Genomic DNA, 16,049 nt, shown 5'->3' on the forward strand with positions numbered 1-16,049 from the left:
CCCGGCGATCCGGCCTCCGCACACCCCCAAGGGAGCATCATGACCAGCACCGCTCTGCCCACCACCGCGGACCTGCGCACCCGCGCCCGTACGAGCCTGGAGCGCATCGGCGCACCCGTCCCGGAGGGCACCGACTTCCCGGCCCGCACCCCGATCACCGGCGAGGAGCTCTTCGGTCTGACGGCCGCCACCGCCGCCGGGACCGAGGACGCCCTGCGGGCCACCCGCGAGGCATTCCTCATCTGGCGCACCACACCGGCGCCCCGGCGCGGTGAACTCGTCCGTCGCCTGGGCGAGTTGCTGCGGGACCACAAGAGCGACCTGGCCGACCTCATCACCATCGAAGCGGGCAAGATCCGCTCGGAGGCGCTCGGCGAGGTCCAGGAGATGATCGACATCTGCGATTTCGCGGTCGGCCTGTCCCGCCAGCTCTACGGCCGCACCATCGCCTCCGAGCGCCCCGGGCACCGCCTCGCCGAGACCTGGCATCCGCTCGGCGTCGTCGGGGTCATCTCGGCGTTCAACTTCCCTGCCGCCGTGTGGTCATGGAACACCGCGGTGGCCCTGGTCTGCGGCGACACCGTGCTCTGGAAGCCGTCCGAGCTGACCCCGCTGATCTCGCTGGCCTGCGACCGGCTGCTGGCCCGGGCCGCCGAAGAGGTCGGCGCCCCGCGCGACGTCCACCGGCTGCTGCTGGGCGACCGCACCGTCGGCGAGCGGCTCGTGGACGATCCGCGCGTCGCGCTCGTCAGCGCCACCGGCTCCACCCGGATGGGCCGCGCGGTCGGACCCCGTGTCGCGGCCCGCTTCGGACGCTGCCTGCTGGAACTCGGCGGCAACAACGCCGCCGTCGTCGCGCCCTCCGCCGACCTCGACCTCGCCGTCCAGGGCATCGTCTTCGCCGCCGCGGGCACCGCCGGACAGCGCTGCACCACCCTGCGCCGCCTCATCGTCCACCGCGATATCGCCGACACCCTCGTCGCCCGGCTGACGGCCGCGTACGCACGGCTGCCGATCGGCGACCCGTTCGACGAGCACACCCTGGTCGGACCGCTGATCTCCCTCCAGGCCCTCGACGGCATGCAGGACGCCCTGGCCCGGGTCCAGGCGCAGGGCGGCAAGGTCCTCGCGGGCGGCGGCCGGCGCCTGACCGACGCCGCGCCGCGGGCCGCCTACGCCGAGCCGGTCCTCGTCCGCGTCGACGAACAGACCGACGTCGTCCGGGAGGAGACCTTCGCCCCGCTCCTGTACGTCCTGACCTACGACACGCTCGACGAGGCCATCGCCCTGCACAACGACGTCCCGCAGGGCCTGTCCTCCAGCATCTTCACGCGTGACCAGCAGGAGGCGGAACGCTTCCTCTCCGCCGAGGGTTCCGACTGCGGGATCGCCAATGTCAACATCGGCACCTCCGGCGCGGAGATCGGCGGCGCGTTCGGCGGGGAGAAGGAGACCGGCGGCGGGCGCGAGTCCGGCTCCGACGCCTGGCGCGCCTATATGCGCCCGGCCACCAACACCATCAACTACTCCAGCACGCTCGCGCTGGCCCAGAACGTCAGCTTCCTCTAGGCGCGTTCACCCGGGCGCGTTCAGCCGGCGCGTGCACCGCCACCAGGTCCCGCACCAGGGGAATCAGGTCGTCCACTCCCGCACGGTAGAAGTGCCCGCCGGGCAGGGTGACGGTGCGGAAGGGGTGCCCGGATTCCCGGGTCAGGCCCGACCAGCCCGCCAGCAGCTCCGCCCCGACCAGCGCGTCCGCCGCGCCCCGCACCGCCACGACCGGGCAGCCGACCGGCTCCGGCGCCGACGGGCGGTAGCGGGCCGAGGCGGTGACGTCCGCCGTGAGGGCGCGGCCGAAGAGGCGGCGGGCGAGGGGGTTGTCGCGGATCGCGGGCGGCAGTCCGCCCAGCGCGTCCACCCGCTGCCACAACTCCTCGTCGCTGCCCTCCAGTTCGGCGGCCGTGGAGTGCAGCCAGGGCGGGGCGGAGGCGCTGACCACCAGGAAGGCGGGGGGCCGCCCGGCGCGGGTCGCGGCGGCCGCCCAGCCCGCACCGAGCAGGGCGCCCATGCTGTGCCCGACCACAGCCCATGCGCCCTGCGACGGGGTGTGGACCTCGGCGAGCTCCCGGATCAGGGCCGGCAGCCCGTCACACGGGGGTTCGCCGATCCGGGCGCCCCGGCCGGGCAGTTCGACCGGGACCACCTCGGCGTCCCCCTCCAGCGCGCCGGGCCAGGCACGGAAGGTGGCCGCCGAGGCGCCCGCCGGGGGCAGCAGGAAGAGCTTCACCCCTGCGCCACCGCCGCGAAGCGCAGCCGGTAGTAGTCGACGTACCAGACGCCGTCGCGCAGCAGCCCGGGGGCCGCCAGTTCGCCCGCCCGCTCCAGTACGGCCTCCAGCTGGTCCTCGGGGACGTGCGCGGTGAGCGTGCCGCCGAACATCCGCAGCCAGCCGACCACTCCGCCGGCGTCCGCCGCCATGGCGGTGAGCCGGGGGAAGTGCTCCATCGCGGTCACCTTGAAGCCGTGCTCCGCCAGCAGCGCGCGGTACTCCTCGGGTTCCGGGAAGTACCAGGGCGAGCGCATTCCCTCGGCCAGGCCGCGCTCGTCCAAGGCCGCGCGCAGCGCATCGACGACGCCCTGGCAGTTGCCCGCGCCGCCCATCTCGGCCACGAAGCGGCCGCCGGGGCGCAGCGCCGCCCGCACCCGGGCGACGACCTCGGCGGGGCGCAGCATCCAGTGCAGGGCCGCGTTGGAGAAGACCGCGTCGACGGGGCGGTCGACGGCGAAGTCGTGTCCGTCGGCGAGGATCGCCGGCTGTCCGAGGCGGGCGGTCGCCGCGTCGACCATGGCCGGGTCGCTGTCCACGAGCACCATCTCGCAGCCGTGGTCGCGCAGTTCGGCGGCGATCTCGCCGGTGCCGCAGCCCAGGTCGAGGATCCTCTCCCCGGGGCGGGCCGCCAGCAGCTCGGTGACCCCGCCCGCGAGGGCGGAGACATAGGCGAACTCGGTGTCGTACCTCTCGGCGTTCCAGGTGGTCATCTGTCTGGTCATCCCCTTTCGATCTGCATGAGCATCAGTTCATCCGTACCGCCCGCGAGGGCCAGGCCCTCGCCGTCGCGCAGCGCGCGCTCCGCCGGATGTCCGGTGACGTACGCGTCGGCGCCGGCCAGCTGCACCGCCTCGTCCGCGACCCGGCGCAGTACCTCGGCGGCGCGGTATTTGCAGGCCGCCGCGTAGGCCGCCGGGCAGCCGCCGGACTCCAGCAGGCGGACGGCCTGGAGCGCGGCGGCGCGCACTTCCTCCGTCTCGGCGCGCAGCGCGGCGAGGGTGAAGCGCACGTGCTGGTTGGCGGTGAGCGGGGCCCCGAAGGTGTGCCGGGTGCGCGCGCCCTCGGCGGTGTGCTCCAGCACGGCGGCGGCGAGCGCCGCCATCCGGACCGCGAGCATCACCCGCTCGTGGATCCAGTGCCGCCCCAGCAGCAGCATCGCGCGCCCGGCCGGTGCCGGTACGGAGCGCACGGGCGCCTCGTCGAGGGTGAGGCGCCCGGTGAGCCCGTGGTGGCCGCAGCCCTCGACGGGCTCGGTCCGTACACCGGGTGCGTCCGCGTCCACCAGCAGCAGGGCGGGGCCCTCGCGGCCCGAGGTGAGCCGGTCGGGGTCGGCGGCGAGGACGAGCAGCAGGTCGGCGTGGGGCGCGTTGCTGATGAACCACTTCTCGCCGCTGACCCGCAACGCGCCCTCGCGGCCCCGCACTTCGGTGCGCAGCGAGGAGAGGTCGCTGCCCGGTGCGTCCGGTTCGGTGACGGCGAGGGAGGCCGTCGAGGTGCCGTCCAGGAGGCGGGTGTGCAGCGCGGAGTCGTCGGGCAGCAGTCCGGCCAGCAGGCGGGCGCTCACCTCCAGGTGGGTGAGGACGGCCGCGCCGGGGGCGCCGTTGCCCGCGCGGGCGAACGCGGTGTGCAGGGCGACGGCCCGCGCCAGGGCGCCGTCGCCGCGCCAGGCCGCGCGGAAGAGCCCCGCGCCGCCCGCCGTCGCCAGCAGTTCCCGTACGGGAGGCGATCCGGGCGCCTCCCAGCGGGCGGCGTCCAGCAGCCCGCCGGGGGCGGAGTGCTCCGCGACGAAGGACGCGAGGAGGGCGCCGTGGGCACCTCCGCTCTCCTCGCGCGGCGCCCTGCTGTGCGCCCCCGTGGTGGTGCCGTGCGGCTCAGTCATCCCAGCCCTCCAACCGGGCCAGCGTGGTCAGCATCATTTCGTCCGATCCGGTCGACAGGGAGAACAGGCGCGCGTCCCGCCAGGACCGGTTCACCGCGGAGTCGGTCAACTGCCCCTCGGTGCCGTGCAGATGGACGCAGAGCCGGGCCGTCTCCCGTACGAGACGGCTGGAGCGCAGCTTGGCGGCGGCGGACAGCGGGCGGTAGTCGCCGCCGGTCGCCCAGCGGTCGGCGGCGGTGTAGGTGAGCTGGCGCGCCGACTCCACCGCCGCCCGCAGCCGGGCCAGGCGGAAGGAGACGTCCTGCCGGGAGGCGACGGGGGCGCCGAACGTCTCGCGCCCCTCCAGGTGTTCCCTGGTGCGGGCCAGCAGCCGGGAGGCGATGGCGAGGGCCCGGCAGGAGGCGAGGATCCGCTCCTGCTCGAACTGGCGCAGCTGGGTGACGAGTCCGAGCCCGTGGCCGCCGATCCGGTGGGCCGCCGGCACCCGTACGCCGTCGAAGCGGACCTCGCCCGCGAGGCCCGCCGCGCGCATGCCGAGGGTCGGCGGCCCGGGGCGTACGCTCACGCCCTCGGCGTCGGCCGGGACCATCAGCAGCACATGCCCGAAGGGCCCGCGCGCCTCGGGGAGGCGGGCCAGGACGGCGAAGGAGTCGGCGTACCGTCCGGCGGTCACCCAGCGCTTGGTGCCGGTGAGTTCGTATCCGTCGTCCGTGGGCGCGGCGGTGGCGGCGACCGCCGCCACGTCGGAGCCCGCGCCCGCCTCGGAGACGGCGTGCGCCAGGACGTGCGTACCGCGCAGCGCGGGGCGCAGGAAGCGGTCGACCGCCTCCTCGGTGCCGGAGTCGGCGAGCAGGGGGGCGACCATGTCCTGGTGCACGGTGACCGCCATGCCGAGGCTGTCGCACGGCAGCTCGCCGAGGCATTCGGCGAGCACCACGTGGTCCCACAGCGTGCGTCCGCCGCCGCCCCGTACGCGCGAGAAGCGGGCCCCGAGCCAGCCGCGGGTGCCCAGCGCGGTGAGCACCTCGCGCAGCGGCAGCTCTCCCGCGCGCTCCCACTCCGCCACCTGCGGGAGGACCTCGGCGGCCAGATGCGCGGAGATCTCCTTGCGCAGCTCCTCCTCCGCCGGGGTGAACCAGCCCGTCCCGGCGCCGTGCAGGGCGCCCTGTACGGTCATCGCCCGGCCCCCTCGGCGACGAGGGCGCGCAGGCGGGCGGTGTCCGGCTTGCCGGAGGAGAGCACCGGGAAGCCGTCGAGGAAGACCACGTCGCGGGGCACCATGTAGCGCGGCAGTGCGTCGGCGGCATAGGTGGTGAGCTCGTCGGCGCCCGCCAGGGCCCCCTCCCTCAGCTGGATGCCGCAGGCCAGGGAGCGGCCGCTGCGCGGGTCCTCGACGTCGGTGACGAAGGCGCGGCCCACCGCGGGATGGGATTCGAGCGTGGCGCGGATCTCGTTGAGGTTGATGCGGTAGCCGCGGATCTTCACCTCGTCGTCGCGCCGCCCGGCGAAGTGCACGGTGCCCTGCGCGTCGCGGTGCCCCTGGTCGCCGGTGCGGTAGGCGCCCTCGTGGAAGGCGCGGGCCTGCTCCTCGGGGCGGCCCAGATAGCCCGCCATCAGCTGCGGTCCGCTCAGCAGGATCTCTCCGGGCCCGTCGGCGCTGACCGTCCCGTCCGCGCCGAGGAAGCTCAGTTCGACGCCGGGCAGGGGGCGTCCGATCGGATAGGGGGCGGTGCGCTCCGGTTCGCGGGCGGAGATCGGCTCGGCAATCGCCACGCAGGTGGCCTCGGTGGGCCCGTAGCCGTTGATGACGGTGGCGTGCGGGGCGGCGGCCAGCCAGGCCTGCACCGTACGGGGGTTGAGGATCTCCGCGCCCGTCATGACGCGGCGCAGCGCGCTCAGGTCGTACGACTCCAGGCCGTGCTGGGCGAGCAGGGTGAGGGTGGAGCCGACGGCCGCCATATGCGTGATCCGCTCGCGCGCGATCAGCTGGAGCGTGGGCCCGGGCAGCGGGACCGCCGGGCCGAGGTGCACGGTGGCGCCCCGGTGGAGGGGGAAGAGGAGGTCGATGACGGAGACGTCGAAGTGCAGCGCCGAGGTGTTGAGGCAGCGGGCCTCGGGCCCCAGGTCCATCGGTCCGGCGACGGCACCGAAGAAGGCGTCCACGGCGCGGTGCGGTATGCAGACGCCCTTGGGCCGGCCGGTGCTTCCGGAGGTGTAGAGGACATAGGCGAGGTCCTCGGGTCCGAGCGCGGGGGCGCGCCAGGCGTCCGCGTCGGCGTCCGCCCACGGGTCCAGCACCCGTACGCCCTCGGTCTCCCCCGCCTTGCCGGGGTCGGCGGCCAGCAGCAGTCGCGCGCCCGCGTCGGCGAGGAGGGAGTGCCGCCGGGCCTCGGGCGCGGACGGGTCGAGGGGCACATAGGCGGCGCCGGCCAGCAGCGTGCCGAGGACGGAGACGACGGCCGCGGCGGTCTTCTCCCCGAGCACGGCGACGCGGGTGCCCGGTCCGGCCCCGTGCTCGCGGAGGCGTACGGCGACCCGGCGGGCGGCGGTGAACAGCTCGGCGTAGGTGAGCCGTTCGCCGCGTGCGACGAGCGCGACCCGGTCCGGTGCCGTACGGGCGTGGTCGGCGAGGGAGCGGACCAGCAGCCCGCTCGTCCCGCTCATGCTGCGGCCCGCTTGGCGACGAGGGCGGTGAGCGCGCTCAGGCTCTGGAGGGCGTCGAGGTCCTCGTCCTCGGTGCCGAACTCGAAGCCGAACTCCGCGCCCAGCTGCACGGTCAGCTCCACGGCGTCCAGGGAGTCGAGGTGGAGCGCGCGCATGAAGTTGTCGTCGTCGTCCAGCGCGGCCCGTACGTCCCGCCGCTTGATGCCGCCGAGGAGCGTGAGAAGGCTCTCCCTGATCTCTTCGGGGGTGCGCGTACTCATGGGGTGGACTCCGCTTCCTTGTTCTCTACGGTGAGTTCACCGTCGTTCGGTTCGGGTTTCGCCTTCGCGGCGCCGTCCCTGCTGCGGGTCAGCACCATCCACGCGACGGCGACGATGATCAGCGCGGTGCCGCCCAGTGCGGCGGCGGTCAGCCGCTCGTCCAGCAGCAGCCATCCCAGGAGCATGGTGATGACGGGCTGGACGTAGGCGTAGGTGGCCGCCAGCCGGGCGTCGATGCGGGTGACCAGCCAGGTGTACGCCCAGAAGCCGACCAGCGAGCCGAACAGGATCAGATGGATCCCGGCCAGCCAGGCGGTGGGCCGTACGCGGTTCACGTCCAGCTGCGCCCACTCCCCGCTCAGCAGCGAGCACAGCAGCAGCGCCAGGCCCCCGGAGAGCATCTGCACGGCCGAGGCCAGCCCCGCCCCGGCGGGCGGCGCGGCGTCCGGCCGCTTCTCGGGGCGCTCCGCGAGGAAGCCGGCCGCCGCCCAGGCACCGGCCGCCGCCAGCACCATCAGCGAGGGCCCCAGCGGTCCCGTACGGAAGCCGAGCAGCAGGGCGACGCCGCCCAGGCCGAGCGCGCCCGCGCACAGTTCGACGGCGCGCGGGCGGTTCCCGGCCAGCGCGCGGACGCCGATCAGCCACAGCGGCACGGTCGCGAAGAGCACGCCGGTGGTGCCGGACTCCAGGTGCTGCTCGGCGAGGCTCACCATGCCGTTGGCGACCAGGAAGTGCAGCACGCCCAGCAGCGCGAGCCGCGGCACCCGCCCGCGCAGTTGCTCCCGGACGCCCGGCCCGGCGCTCCTCGCGCACTTCACGCCGACGGCGAGGAACAGGATGCCGCCCGCGACGGTGAACCGGCACCCGGCGGCCAGGAGCGGGGGCACCTGGCCGACGAGCACGCGGATGCTGAGGAAGGTGGAGCCCCACAGCAGCCATACGGCGAGCAGCGCGGCGTAGACCTGGCCACGGGCAGGGGTGCTGGGGGCAGCACCCATCAAGACGCCGCCGCTGCGGTACGCGCCAGCCGCTCGTCCAGGTAGCGGGCCGAGGAGTTGAGCCGCCACAGCGCGCCGCGCGCCATGCCCTCGCGCATGAAGGCGGAGTCGGCGGCGGGGACGACCACGTTGTGGAACCATCCGGCGGCGTGCTGCGAGTCGATGGTGATGTGCAGCTTGTGGTAGGTGATGCCGACTTCGGGAAGTCCGAGCCGCTCCCAGCCGTGCACGACGTGGACGAAGCGGTCGGGGGCGAACCACTCGGTCATCCCCAGAAAGCCGATCGCCTCCGGGTAGTAGCGGCGGTAGCGGCACAGCAGCACGGCCAGGTTTCCGGAGAGCAGCGCCTCGGCGGTCAGCTCGCGGCGCAGGTCCTCGGACGAGATCGCGAAGACGTCGTAGATCTTGTTGAAGAGGTGGGTGTGCACCTCCTCCGGCTTCCCGTTGCCCATCTCGTCCCAGTAGTTGCCCGCGATCTCCATCTTCGCGGCCCCGGTCGTGCCGACCTGCATCATGGCGAGCAGATCGTCGAAGCGGCCGTCGACGACGGACTCCTGGATCACGTACTTGCGCAGGTCGGCGCGGGTGGCCTGATGGCGTATGAACTCGGCGTAGTACGGGTGCTTGTAGGCGCGGTGGCCCTTGGCGTACTCGCGCAGCCAGGAGAGGAAGGCTTTGGGCTCGGTGGGCGCGGCGGCCAGCAGGGCGGGGTCGACGTGCCGTTCCTCGGCCGCGACGGTGGCCTCCTCCAGGAGGCGGGTCATCTCGTGGACGACGACGGAGCCTTCGGCGGTCACGGCGTCCGGGGGCAGCTGGGTCACCAGCTCGTAGCTGCGCGAGAGCAGCAGCTGCTGGGCGTAGAAGGCGTCCCGGTCGCCGTCGGCCGCCCGCCGGTTGACGGCGGTGACGGCCTTGAGCAGCGATTCCCGCGCTCCGTCCACCAGCTCCCGGTCCACCACGTCGGCCGGCCGGGCCAGCCACGGGGTGACGCTCGCCACGAGGGCCAGGGGCCCGTCGGCGTCGAGCACCGACGCGAAGTCCGCCGGTAATAAGGCGATGTGGGGGGTACTCACGAACACTCCTCGAGGGGGCGGCGGGGTATGCCGTCCAAGATCGTTTCGATGTGTTCGCAATCTAGCTAGCCGTCCACGGCGCGAGACCAGGGCACAGGGCGATAAATCTCACCATTCGAGACAGTTTTTACCTTCCCTTTAACGAGAGTTGCTCCGGTCTCAAGGAATCGCCCCGCTTCGCCACCGGCTCGACGCCTCTCTCACCCCTGTCTCCTCCTTGGCCACATCAGCCCCACCGATCGAACCGAACCAGCCGAACTGGCCGAACCGGACGACCTGGTACGTCGCGGCAATCCGGGCCGCCGAAAAGGTCGTCAACGCCGGGCCACCGGACGCGAGTTGTCCCATCCTCGCCCCGCGAACGAAAGAATTCGGACACGTCACCGGAAGCGCCGGTACGCATGAGTTACAAGTGTTAATTCGAGGCGCCCACCCCGGAGATGTCCAAATGCCGCGCCCTCTCGACGAAGAGCCGTTTCGATCTTTCCCCTTGACACGCCGCTTGGGGCATGGAAGTTTTTGGGATGCTTGTGCACGGGAAATCCGAGCGATGGACTGACCACCCTTTCCCGTACCGTGCGCCGACCGATAGACGGGGGATAGGAGCCCAGGCTAGTGCCCACTCCGACCATTACCGCGGATCCGGGACCCTCCCGGCAGTAGCCGCTTTCCAGCACGGCCGGCCGCTCCCTCGGCCGCGTCCGATCTGCCAACAACTGAGCACTTTTCACACCACCGCTCGTGCCTTTCGCCATGAGGCACGGACGCTTTCTGCGCCCAAAGCCCCGCCGTCCGCCGATCTTCGGTGCGGGGCTCCCACACCGCACGAAAGGTAGCCAGTGACGTCGCACATCCGGGCCCGCAGCGGGCCGCTCGGTTCACTCCATTCCCCGGTGTCGTTCTCCTTCTCCGCGCCGACCTCATGAAATTCCGAGTCCCCGCCGAATTCCCCTCCGGAGCCAAGGCCATTGCGTCGGATCGGACCGTGGCCACCGAAATCCCCGGAAGCGAAAAGCTTGCGAAAGCGGCCGCCGTCCGGGTATTTCGCCGCGCCCGGAATATCCACGGCCATGGCGGAGACCGGCCGTTGACGAACCGTCCCTCGGCATTGCGCCCGTGACGTACCGATGACGTACCGATGACTTCCCGAAACCCTCTGTCCCGAAAGGTGCCCCGGCATGGAGACGCGTGAGTTCACCCCGTCCCTGGAACAGCTGGTGTGGACGTTCGGCGGGGCCGCACCGGTCATGCGCATCCGGCCGGGGACGGTACTGCGGCTGTGGACCGAGGACGCGTTCGGCGGGCGATTACGCAGCAGTTCCGACCGGCCCAGCGCACTGCTCGACGACCGGTACATCAACCCGCAGACCGGACCGTTCCACGTCGAGGGCGCCGAGCCCGGCGACACCCTGGTACTGCACCTCGTGGACCTCACCCCGGCGCGGGACTGGGGGGTCTCCACCACCTTCCCGTTCTTCGGCGGACTCACCGGCACCGACCGCACCGCCACCCTGCACCCCGCGCTGCCCGAACGGACCTGGATCTATCCCGTCGACAGGGCGGCCGGCACCGTCCAATACGCGGCGCTGGACAGCGACTTCCGCGTGGACCTGCCCCTCGCGCCGATGCTGGGCACGGTGGGCGTCGCCCCGGCCGCCGGCGAAGTGCGGTCCTCCCTCGCCGCCGGGCCGTTCGGCGGCAACCTCGACACCCCGCAGCTGCGGGCCGGTGCGACCTGCTATCTCGGCGTCCACACCGAAGGCGCCCTGTTCTCCGTCGGCGACGGCCACTACCGGCAGGGCGAGGGCGAATCCTGCGGTACCGCCGTCGAGGGCGCGATGCGGGTGACGCTCCTCGTGGACCTGCTCAAGGGCGGCGCACCGGGCCGGCCGCGCATCGAGGACGACGACCACTGGATCAGCGTGGGATCGGCGCGGCCCCTGGAGGACGCCTGGCGGATCTCCCAGACGGACATGGTGCGCTGGCTGGCGTCGCTCTACGGCCTCACCACCATGGACGCCTACCAGCTGCTCTCCCAGACCTGCCGGGCACCGCTGGCGAACGTGGTGGACGCGGACTACACCGCGGTGACCAAGATCCCCAAGTCCCTGCTGCCCGCCGCCGTCGCCTACGACGGAACGCACCGCCGTATGCGCCTCGCCGCCGCCGGGCTGTAGCACCCACCGAAGCTCCAACCGAAGCTCCCAGCGACGCCTTCGCCCCGAGGCACCCCACCACAACCACCCCGCAACCCGAGAATGGTGAACTCCATGGAGATGCGCAGTCTCGACCGCAGCACCCTGGGCCCGGAGAACGGTTTCTCCCAGCTCCTCAAGCCGTGGCCGGCGCTCAACTCGCCCTTCAAGGGCGCCTGGTGCGTGGTCGCGCCGGGTACGTCGACCACCCGCCACGCCCACCCCGACTACGAGATCTTCATCGCGATGACCGGCGAGGCCACGCTCTCCTCCGAGGGCGAGGAGATCACCTTCCGGCAGGGCGACATCGTCCACTTCCCCCCGCACACCGACCACCAGGTGATCAACGACGGCGCGGAGGAATTCCAGATGTACGCCGTGTGGTGGGACCAGGAGACGGCCGGTCGGTTCCTGGAGCGCCACGACGGCCAGGACGGCGACCGCGACGGCCAGGAGGGCTGACCCATGGCAGAGCACACCACCCCCGCCGCCGGCCGCGCCCGCCCGGCCGTCATCATCGAGACCTCCCCGACCCCCAACGGCAACCTCCACATCGGGCATCTGGCCGGGCCGTTCATGGGAGCCGACGTCCACGCGCGCTACCTGCGGACCCGCGGACGCCCGGTGGTCTTCTCCACCGGCACCGACGACAGCCAGACCTATGTGATGGCCAGCGCGCGCCGCCACGGCACGACGCCGGAGCGGCTGGCGGCCGTCTCGCACGAGGAGATCGGCCGGACCCTCCGCCTGGCCGGCATCTCGGTCGACGGATACGCCCCCTACGACGAGAAGTACAAGGCGAACGTCCTGCGGTTCCTGACCGACCTGCACGACGCGGACAAGCTCGAACTGCGCACCGTGTCCTTCCCGTACAACGAGCGCACCGGCGAGTTCCTGGTCGAGGGCCTGGTCGCGGGCTACTGCCCGGTGTGCGTCACGGAGAGCCGCGGCGGCGTCTGCGAGATGTGCGGGCACCCGAACAACTTCGACGAGCTGCTGTCCCCCTGGTCCACCCTGAACCCCGAGGACCCGGTCGTCCTACGGGAGGCCACCGTGCTGGTCCTTCCGATGGAGCGGTACCGCAAGGAGCTGACGGACTACTACGAGACCCACGGCGACGGACTGCGGCCCCGCACCCTCGCCTTCCTGCGGGAGGCCCTGGCCAGGCCGCTGCCGGACTTCCCGGTCACCTACCCGATCTCGTACGGACTGCCGTCGCCGTTCCCCGGCACCGAGGGGCAGCGGGTCAACTCCTGGGTGGAGGGCATTCCCGCGGCGATGTTCTGCACCGCCCACGCCGCGGCGGAGCTGGGCCCGGAGCGGGTCGGCACCGATCTGTGGCTGCCCGAGCGGGAAGCGGAGATCATCTACTTCATCGGCTCCGACATCGTGTACTTCTGGGGCCTGACCCATATGGCGCTGCTGCTGGCGCACGACGGCCGCTACGCCCTGCCCGAGCGGATCATCTCCAACGAGTTCTACGAGTTGGAGAACGAGAAGGTCTCCACGACCCGGGGGCACGTCGTCTACATGGACGAACTGCTCGCCGACTTCTCCCGGGACGCGATCCGCTTCCACCTCACCCTGACCGGCCCGGAGCACCAGCGCACCAACTTCAGCCGGGACGCCCTGACGAAGGTCACCGAACGCTCCCTGACCGCGCCCTGGAACCGGCTCGCCAATGTGCTCAACGCCCTGGCCGCCACCGCCGGTGCCGAACTGCCGGTCTCCGCGGGCGGCCGGCTGCGGGCCAGGGCGGTGGCGGAACGGTTCGTCGACGCCTACGAGATCGCGGCCTACCGCCCGTCGAGCGCGGCCGACCTGGTGGTCAGCCAGCTGCAACGGCTGGGCAAGGACGCGGCACGGGCCGCGGACCGGCCCGCGGCGGACCGTGCCGAGGCCCTGGGCGATCTGTTCCTCGAACTGCGGGCGGTGCTCGCGGGCGCCGCACCCATCCTGATCGACACGGCGGAGCAGGCCCGACAGACCGGCGGCTGGGACGGAACGCTGGAGCCGTCGGCGTTCGAGGTGGCCTCCGTACGGCCGTTCCGCGTCCCGCCGTTCGGCGGTGCGGGCGGCCCGCAGGGATGAGCCGGGCGGACGGGCAGCGGGCGGCGGCGCCCCTGCGGACCCTGGTGGTGGGCGGCGGCATCATCGGCCTGCTCACCGCTCTGGAATGCGCGCGGGCGGGCCACCGGGTCACCGTGGTCGAGCAGGGTCCGCTGCCCAACCCGGCGGCGTCCTCCTACGACCGGCACCGCGTACTGCGGGCGCTGCATCCCGGCGACGCGGGGGCGACGCGGGCCGCCCTCGCGGCCCATGACGCCTGGCGGGAGCTGGAGACCTCCCTGGGCATCCGCTGCTACCACCAGGTGGGCGCGCTCACGGTCCTCCCGGCCGGGCGGGCCGAGGAGGCCGGGCGACTGCTGGCCGCGGCCGGCGCCCCGGCGCGGAACCTGGACAGCTCCCAACTCGCCGCAAAATACCCGCACTTGAGCCTCCCCGAGGGACGGGCCGGGATCCTGGAGGAGCGCGCGGGTGTGCTCCTCGCCGACCGGGTGCTCACGGCCGTGGCCGCCCGGCTGCGCGGCCACCCCGGCGTCCGGCTGCACACCGGCCGGACCGCCACCGGGGTGGACCCGGCCGCCCGTACCGTCACGCTCCACGACGGCGAGGTGTTACGGGCCGACCGGCTGCTGGTGGCGGCCGGGCCGTGGTCGCCCGCGCTGCTGGCCCCGTACACGCGCGGCGGGGTGACGGTGCACCGGCAGACCATGCTCTACTGCCGCGTCCCCGAGGAGGAGCAGGCGGCGTGGGACGCCATGCCCGCGGTGCCGGCGCTGGGCACCGACGCCGGGGCCTGGCTCGTGCCCCCGGTGGCCGGATCGCCGCTCAAGCTCTCGGCCCATGAGGTCTGCCGTACGGTGCCCGGCGCGGACGGCCGTACCGCGGATCCGGCCTGCACCGGGCTGCTGAGGGAGCGGTTCTCCCGGCTGATACCGGCGTTCCGGCCGGAGTGGGTCATCGAGGCCCGCGACTGCCACTACCTGACCGACACCGAATCCGGCGACGGGCTGCTGCTCGACCTCGCGGACGGCAGGTGTTTCGCCCAAGCGGCCTGCGGGGGCGGGGCGTTCAAGTTCGCCCCGCTCATCGCACGGGCCCTGGCGCAGCGCTTCCACGGCATCCAGCCGCCGCCGACCGGACTGAAGACCCTGGACGTCCCGCGCCGCGCCGGCACGGGCCCGACCTGAACGGCACCCCGACAGAAGGAGGAGCAGGTGATCAACTACGACGGCAAGAGGTTCCGCAACACCGAACGGAGCGCGGACGGCACCGCCCCGGTCGCCACCTACCACCAGGCCGGCGACCTGGTGTGGGCCGAGGCCGCCGGCGGCGACGTACGGCGCTGCATGCTCGTCGGCGTCTGCGACCCGGACGGCACCATCCGCATGGGCTACACGATGGTCCTCGCCAACGGGGAGACCGCCATCGGCCGCTGTGTCAGCACCCCCCGCACACTCGACGACGGCCGGATCCTGCTGCACGAGGAGTGGGAGCGCTATCAGCCGCGGCCCGGCTCCGGGGTGTCCTTCATCGAGGAAATGGAGTGACCATGTCGCCTGTCGCACTGGAAACGCACGCCGCCGCCTCCCGGGTGGCCCTCGACCGCCTCGCCTCGGACACCGTGGCCGGCCTCGCCGAACGGCTGGTGCGCCATCCGGCCGGGGCGGTCGACGACCCGGCCTGGGCCGCCGCGACCCGCGAGGCATGCCACGCCCTCCCGGAGGAACTGCGCGCCGCGCTCGCCCGGTTCCGGCGGCACTCCGGCCCCCAGGGCGCCCTGTTGTTACGGGGCCTTCCCGTGGGCGACGAGGCCGCTCTGCCGCCGACCCCGACCGTGCCCGACTCGGTCCAGCGCGACCCCTCGGTGTCCGCGGCCGTCCTGCTGATGATCGCCTGCGCCCTGGGCGACCCGGCCGCCTTCCGCGCGGAGAAGCTCGGCGCCCTGGTCCAGAACGTCGTACCGGTCAAGGGCAGCGAAGAGGTCCAGGGCAACACCGGATCGGTGCTGCTGACGTTCCACAACGAGAACGCCTTCCACCGGCACCGGCCCGACTTCGTCATGCTGCTGTGCCTGCGCACCGACCACGAGGGCGTGGCGGGGCTGCGTACGGCCTGCATTCGGCAGGCCCTCGGGCTGCTGGACCCGTCGGTACGGGAGCGGCTGGCGAGCCCGGAGTTCGTCACCAACCCGCCGCCGTCCTTCGGACCGCAGCAGGAAAGCGTCGTCCATCCGGTGCTCTCCGGCGACCCGGCCGACCCCGATGTGCGGGTGGACTTCGCGGCGACCACGGCCACGACCCCGCGGGCGGCACAGGCGATGGACGCACTCCAGGAGGCGTTCGAGGCGGTCCAGCAGACCGTCCGGCTGCGGCCCGGGGAGCTGGCGATCGTGGACAACCGGGTCACGGTGCACGGCCGGACCTCCTTCCGGCCGCGCTACGACGGCAGCGACCGCTGGCTCCAGCGCACCTTCGTGCTGTGCGATCTGCGGCGCTCCCGGGAACACCGCCCCGAGGACGGCCATGTGCTGATCAGGTAGCGGATCCGGCGGATGCGTACGGCCGGCCCGCGAAGGCCTGCGACG

The 16,049-nt window shown here is 73.0% G+C and carries 15 protein-coding genes; 7 read left to right on the plus strand and 8 right to left on the minus strand.

The genetic code is table 11. The annotated features are described in order from the left end of the window. Positions 1-39: 39 nt before the first annotated feature. On the plus strand, positions 40-1,569 hold the full coding sequence (gene amaB / locus B1H19_RS09065) for an L-piperidine-6-carboxylate dehydrogenase (protein ID WP_083104107.1): 1,530 nt from the start codon (positions 40-42) through the stop codon (positions 1,567-1,569). Here amaB and B1H19_RS09070 read toward each other — a convergent pair. Genes B1H19_RS09070 through B1H19_RS09105 form a run of 8 tightly spaced genes read right to left on the minus strand, consistent with a single transcriptional unit; the run spans position 1,556 to position 9,203 of the window. Next, positions 1,556-2,287: a thioesterase II family protein gene (locus B1H19_RS09070; protein WP_159028035.1), complete on the minus strand. Its 732-nt coding sequence runs from the start codon at positions 2,285-2,287 to the stop codon at positions 1,556-1,558. The two genes, amaB and B1H19_RS09070, sit on opposite strands and share 14 nt — an antisense overlap. Beyond that, positions 2,284-3,051 (minus strand): class I SAM-dependent methyltransferase, encoded by a 768-nt coding sequence (locus tag B1H19_RS09075; RefSeq protein ID WP_203237125.1) that lies wholly within the window; start codon positions 3,049-3,051, stop codon positions 2,284-2,286. The genes B1H19_RS09070 and B1H19_RS09075 overlap by 4 nt, the downstream gene beginning before the upstream one ends. Further along, positions 3,048-4,208, minus strand: coding sequence for an acyl-CoA dehydrogenase family protein (locus B1H19_RS09080; protein ID WP_083104109.1), 1,161 nt, complete (start codon positions 4,206-4,208; stop codon positions 3,048-3,050). The genes B1H19_RS09075 and B1H19_RS09080 overlap by 4 nt, the downstream gene beginning before the upstream one ends. Beyond that, positions 4,201-5,385, minus strand: a complete 1,185-nt coding sequence (locus tag B1H19_RS09085; protein ID WP_083104110.1) for an acyl-CoA dehydrogenase family protein — start codon at positions 5,383-5,385, stop codon at positions 4,201-4,203. Before B1H19_RS09085 ends, B1H19_RS09080 begins: the two co-directional genes overlap by 8 nt. Next, on the minus strand, positions 5,382-6,872 hold the full coding sequence (locus B1H19_RS09090; protein WP_083104111.1) for an amino acid adenylation domain-containing protein: 1,491 nt from the start codon (positions 6,870-6,872) through the stop codon (positions 5,382-5,384). The genes B1H19_RS09085 and B1H19_RS09090 overlap by 4 nt, the downstream gene beginning before the upstream one ends. Next, entirely contained in the window at positions 6,869-7,132 is a 264-nt protein-coding gene (locus tag B1H19_RS09095) for an acyl carrier protein (RefSeq protein WP_083104112.1), read from the minus strand. The genes B1H19_RS09090 and B1H19_RS09095 overlap by 4 nt, the downstream gene beginning before the upstream one ends. Next, a complete protein-coding gene (locus B1H19_RS09100; RefSeq protein WP_083104113.1) occupies positions 7,129-8,130 on the minus strand; it encodes an EamA family transporter in 1,002 nt (333 codons plus the stop codon). Before B1H19_RS09100 ends, B1H19_RS09095 begins: the two co-directional genes overlap by 4 nt. Beyond that, complete coding sequence (locus tag B1H19_RS09105; RefSeq protein ID WP_237289234.1) at positions 8,130-9,203, minus strand: iron-containing redox enzyme family protein; 1,074 nt, start codon at positions 9,201-9,203, stop codon at positions 8,130-8,132. The genes B1H19_RS09100 and B1H19_RS09105 overlap by 1 nt, the downstream gene beginning before the upstream one ends. Positions 9,204-10,381: 1,178 nt before the next feature. On the opposite strand from B1H19_RS09105, the gene B1H19_RS09110 reads away from it, so the two are divergent. From B1H19_RS09110 to B1H19_RS09135, 6 genes are all read left to right on the plus strand, one after another. After that, positions 10,382-11,380, plus strand: coding sequence for an acetamidase/formamidase family protein (locus tag B1H19_RS09110; protein WP_083104114.1), 999 nt, complete (start codon positions 10,382-10,384; stop codon positions 11,378-11,380). Positions 11,381-11,473: 93 nt separating this feature from the next. After that, a complete protein-coding gene (locus tag B1H19_RS09115) occupies positions 11,474-11,860 on the plus strand; it encodes a cupin domain-containing protein (protein ID WP_083104115.1) in 387 nt (128 codons plus the stop codon). Between the two features lie 3 nt (positions 11,861-11,863). Then, positions 11,864-13,489, plus strand: coding sequence for a class I tRNA ligase family protein (locus B1H19_RS09120; RefSeq protein ID WP_083104116.1), 1,626 nt, complete (start codon positions 11,864-11,866; stop codon positions 13,487-13,489). Beyond that, the gene (locus tag B1H19_RS09125; RefSeq protein WP_237289235.1) at positions 13,486-14,652 is read left to right on the plus strand and encodes an NAD(P)/FAD-dependent oxidoreductase; all 1,167 of its coding nucleotides are present in this window, start codon (positions 13,486-13,488) and stop codon (positions 14,650-14,652) included. Before B1H19_RS09120 ends, B1H19_RS09125 begins: the two co-directional genes overlap by 4 nt. Before the next feature lie 27 nt (positions 14,653-14,679). Next, positions 14,680-15,012, plus strand: coding sequence for an avidin-fold protein (locus B1H19_RS09130; RefSeq protein WP_083104117.1), 333 nt, complete (start codon positions 14,680-14,682; stop codon positions 15,010-15,012). Between the two features lie 2 nt (positions 15,013-15,014). Continuing rightward, positions 15,015-16,004 carry a TauD/TfdA family dioxygenase gene (locus tag B1H19_RS09135; protein ID WP_083104118.1) on the plus strand — a complete coding sequence of 330 codons (990 nt, stop codon included), beginning with the start codon at positions 15,015-15,017 and terminating at the stop codon, positions 16,002-16,004. Positions 16,005-16,049: the final 45 nt, after the last annotated feature.

This window comes from Streptomyces gilvosporeus (genome assembly GCF_002082195.1).
In the GTDB taxonomy this organism is placed as follows: domain Bacteria; phylum Actinomycetota; class Actinomycetes; order Streptomycetales; family Streptomycetaceae; genus Streptomyces; species Streptomyces gilvosporeus.